The organism is Vibrio sp. 03-59-1 (assembly GCF_013114135.1).
Classification (GTDB): Bacteria; Pseudomonadota; Gammaproteobacteria; order Enterobacterales; family Vibrionaceae; genus Vibrio; species Vibrio cortegadensis.
This window is the reverse complement of sequence record NZ_VTYA01000084.1, coordinates 1-939: the sequence shown is the minus strand read 5'-3', so window position 1 is coordinate 939 and position 939 is coordinate 1. Positions and strand designations below refer to the sequence as shown.

At 40.9% G+C, this 939-nt stretch carries 1 protein-coding gene; it reads right to left on the bottom strand.

From position 1 onward, the window contains the following. Nucleotides 1–227 precede the first annotated feature (227 nt). Nucleotides 228–500 carry a hypothetical protein gene (locus F0249_RS20030; RefSeq protein ID WP_171757652.1) on the bottom strand — a complete coding sequence of 91 codons (273 nt, stop codon included), beginning with the start codon at nucleotides 498–500 and terminating at the stop codon, nucleotides 228–230. Between the last annotated feature and the right edge of the window lie 439 nt (nucleotides 501–939).

Sequence of the window (939 nt, the reverse complement as noted above, 5' to 3'; positions counted from 1 at the left end):
GGCAATAGCCGCTTAAACAGGCCGTATATATGGAAGTTAACCTGCGCTTTTAATTATGCTACTGACTTGCAAAACCGGGGGAGACCATATATGTGAGCAACACAATACTGATGCCGCCGCATACCACCTTAAACACAAAACGCAACGCATAGCAAAAATGCCAAGCGTTGCGAATCACTCTTAAACAGATTGTTATGTAAATAAGTACCAGTGTGTGCACTTATTAACTATTCGTTATCTTCTGGACCTCCAATCCAGTCAGGGTGGTGACCGACAAAATCACCATTGGAGTCAAACAACTCTCCATACTTGTTAGGGACGAGCTCTTCATCTTCGTCTTCATTTTCGTCTTCGTCTTCGTCAGAAACCGACTCTTCCACTACCATCGTAATGTCAGCGTCTCCAATTGTTATCTCAATTGTGTCATTTTCCTCTGCGGACTCCGCTGCATTTAATGCATCTTGCAGTTGACTAATTAGTTCATCTCTAGAAATTGTCATCTCTTTCCCCATTCACTTTAGCGCTCAGGTGAGCAAGCACTTTATTGTTTAAATTCAAATTTATAGTCTAATCTACTATAAAAAACCAAGTCTGTGCCATCGAAGAAACAGACTAAATAAAAGAACCCAACAGTGTTCACAAATCAAGCCAGATAAACTAGCCAAGTACTAGTCTTAAAATCGAATAAAGCAACTCAGGAACTTTTGTCATGATTTACGACCAATTGGGCAAAAAATTGCGACAGAAATGACAGGTTTCACCCGCTTTACATAACGCCCAATTAAGGTGCGACAACGCTATAACACCCAAGCTAAACCATTGCACCGTAAACACAAAATTCAAATCGAAGTAAAATCGGCAAGCGTTAGGAGTCACTCTTAAATTGTTTGTTAGTTGCGTTCTAACCACTCCGTGCGCAACACCCCATACTTGACTGAA

Excerpts from the sequence above, each read along its gene's own strand:
- F0249_RS20030 (WP_171757652.1), bottom strand. The coding sequence starts at position 500 with ATGACAATTTCTAGAGATGAACTAATTAGTCAACTGCAAGATGCATTA.